Annotated in this window: 2 protein-coding genes; both read right to left on the bottom strand. The window is 68.7% G+C overall.

Annotated elements, in window-relative coordinates:
* Positions 1 to 224 precede the first annotated feature (224 nt).
* Positions 225 to 2,336: an ATP-dependent DNA helicase RecG gene (gene recG / locus QMZ25_RS18620; protein ID WP_283220110.1), complete on the bottom strand. Its 2,112-nt coding sequence runs from the start codon at positions 2,334 to 2,336 to the stop codon at positions 225 to 227.
* Positions 2,337 to 2,343: 7 nt separating this feature from the next.
* The gene (locus QMZ25_RS18615) at positions 2,344 to 2,730 is read right to left on the bottom strand and encodes a RidA family protein (RefSeq protein WP_053519454.1); all 387 of its coding nucleotides are present in this window, start codon (positions 2,728 to 2,730) and stop codon (positions 2,344 to 2,346) included.
* Positions 2,731 to 2,791: the final 61 nt, after the last annotated feature.

The raw sequence follows: 2,791 nt of genomic DNA, 5'->3' as shown, positions 1-2,791 counted from the left end.
CCTGGAGGCTCGGTCGCGCCATCCATGGCGCTCACGCCCCCGCAACCGGACCCACCCCGCCTTCGACAGTTTCCCGCGGTCTGTCGGAACGGCGTTCTGCTCTGCCAGGTGTCGACCGTGGTCGACACATCCACGCAATGCGTGGATGAACATGGAAATGATCGAAGGCGCTGTCTGTGGAGTCGAGCCATGCTCGACTCACGCGCGCAGCGCACAGAGGCCGCTTACGCCGAGGCGTAGCGCACGGCCGTGCCGATCCAGCGGTTGACCACGCGGTCGGCCAGTGCGGGCTGCTGCGCCAGCAGGCGCTCGGCCAGGTCATGCACGCCGGGCAGCAGGCCGGCGTCGCGTGCCAGATCGGCGATGCGGAAGCCGGCCAGGCCTGTCTGCCGCGTGCCAAGCAGTTCGCCCGGCCCGCGCAGTTCCAGGTCCTTCTCGGCGATGACGAAGCCATCGTTGGTGTCGCGCATGGTCTGCAGACGCTCGCGCGCCATCTGCGAAAGCGGCGCCTGGTACAGCAACACGCAGCGCGACACCGCCGAACCGCGGCCGACGCGACCGCGCAGCTGGTGCAGCTGGGCCAGGCCCAGACGCTCGGCGTTCTCGATCACCATCAGCGAGGCATTGGGCACGTCCACACCCACTTCGATCACCGTGGTCGCCACCAGCAGGTCGATGTCACCGCCCTTGAACGCGACCATCGTCGCCTGCTTCTCGGCGGCTTTCATCCGCCCGTGCACCAGCCCCACGCGCACGCCCGGCAGCAGCGCCTGCAGCGATTCGAAGGTGGCCTGTGCGGGCGTGGCGTCCAGCTCTTCGCTTTCCTCGATCAGCGTGCACACCCAGTACACCTGCCGTCCTTCCGCGCAGGCCAGGGCGATACGTTCGATCAGCTCCGGCCGGCGGTCGTTGTTCAGGGCCACGGTCTGCACCGGCGTACGGCCCGGTGGCAGTTCGTCGATGGCCGATACGTCCAGGTCCGCGTACTCGGACATCGCCAGCGTGCGCGGAATCGGCGTGGCAGTCATCACCAGCTGGTGTGGCACGCTGTTGCCACCGGCGCCCTTGTCGCGCAGCGCCAGGCGCTGGTGCACGCCGAAGCGGTGCTGTTCGTCGACGATGGCCAGGGCGAGGTCCTGGAACACCACCGCCTCCTGCATCAGCGCGTGGGTACCGACCACCACCTGCGCTTCGCCATTGGCGACCTGTTCCATCACCTTCGCGCGCGCCTTGCCGGTGACCTTGCCGGCCAGCCAGGCGATACGTACACCCAGCGGCTCCAGCCAACCGCGCAGATTGTTGAGATGCTGTTCGGCCAGCAGTTCGGTGGGCGCAGCCAGCGCGACCTGCTTGCCCTGCTCTACCGCCAGCATGGCGGCCAGCGCGGCCACCACGGTCTTGCCGGAACCCACGTCGCCCTGCACCAGCCGCAGCATGGGACGGGGTCGCGCGAGGTCTTCGCGGATCTGCTTGAACACGCGTGCCTGCGCACCGGTGAGGGCGAACGGCAGCTGCTTCAGCAGGGCCTTGGCCAGCGCACCGGGGCCGGCCAGCGGCGGCGCATGATGCGCCTGCAGCGCGATGCGTTGGCGACGCAGGCTGAGATGGTGTGCCAGCAGTTCTTCCATCGCCAGCCGGCGCTGCGCCGGATGGGTGCCGGCGGCCAGCGCGGCCAGGTCGGCATCCGGTGGCGGCCGGTGCACCGTCAACAGCGCACTGCGCAGCGACGGCAGGCCGAGGCCATCTAGCCAGCCAACGGGCAGCAGTTCCAGCGCGGCTTCTTCAGGCAGGCGATCCAGCGCCTGGCCGATCAGCCTGCGCATCGTCATCGGGCCCACACCTTCCACCGTGGGATACACCGGATCGAGGCGGTCGCCAAGTTCAGGATCATCGTTGCGCCCCAGCACCTGGTAGCTGGGATGAACGATTTCCAGGCCAAGGTGGCCCGGCTTGGGCGTACCGAAACAGCGCAGGCGGTTGCCGACCGCGAACTGGCCGACCTGCTGCTGGCGGAAATGGAAGAAGCGCAGCACCAGGGTGCCCTGCCCCTCGTCCTCGACCGCCACCTTCAGCATCGGCCGGTAGCGCATGCCGCGCTCGACCGCGACGACGCGCACTTCCACCTGTGCCGGCACGCCGGATCGCAGGTCTTCGATGCGGGTCAGCCGGGTCCGGTCCTCATAGCGCAGCGGCAGGTGAAGCCAGAGATCCTGCAGGGTGGCCAGGCCACGCGCCTGCAGCTTGGCGGCCACGGCCGGACCCACGCCGGCGAGCATCGCCAGGGATGCTTCGCCGGACGGTGACAGGACCGGAGTGACCGCCGCCTTGCGTGCCACGGGGGCGTCAGTCGATGACCATCACCGCGTCGACCTCGAAGTTGGCGCCCTTCGGCAGGCCGGAGACTTCGATGGTGGAACGGGCCGGGAACGGAGCCTGGAAGTAGTCCTGCATGACAGCGTTGACCTTGGCGAACTCGCCCAGGTCGGTCAGGTACAGGCCAAGGCGCACGACCTGGTCCAGCGAACCGCCGGCAGCTTCGGCCACGGCCTTGAGGTTGTCGAACGCGCGGCGGGCCTGGGCTTCGACATCACCGGCACCGACGATGTCGCCGGTCGCCGGATCAAGCGGGATCTGGCCGGAGAAATACACGGTGTTGCCGGCGCGCACGGCCTGCGAGTAAGGGCCGATGGCGGCAGGCGCCTTTTCGGTGTTGATGATCTGGCGGGACATGGTCGCTCCGGTGCATTTGGAAAACAGAGCGGCGATTGTAGCAACCCGGTAGCGGCGGGGC

Origin of the sequence: Stenotrophomonas sp. RS-48, assembly GCF_030053245.1 — a bacterium.
Classification (GTDB): Bacteria; Pseudomonadota; Gammaproteobacteria; order Xanthomonadales; family Xanthomonadaceae; genus Stenotrophomonas; species Stenotrophomonas maltophilia_P.
The sequence above is the reverse complement of the archived record's forward strand: the minus strand, read 5'-3'. Positions and strand labels throughout refer to the sequence as shown.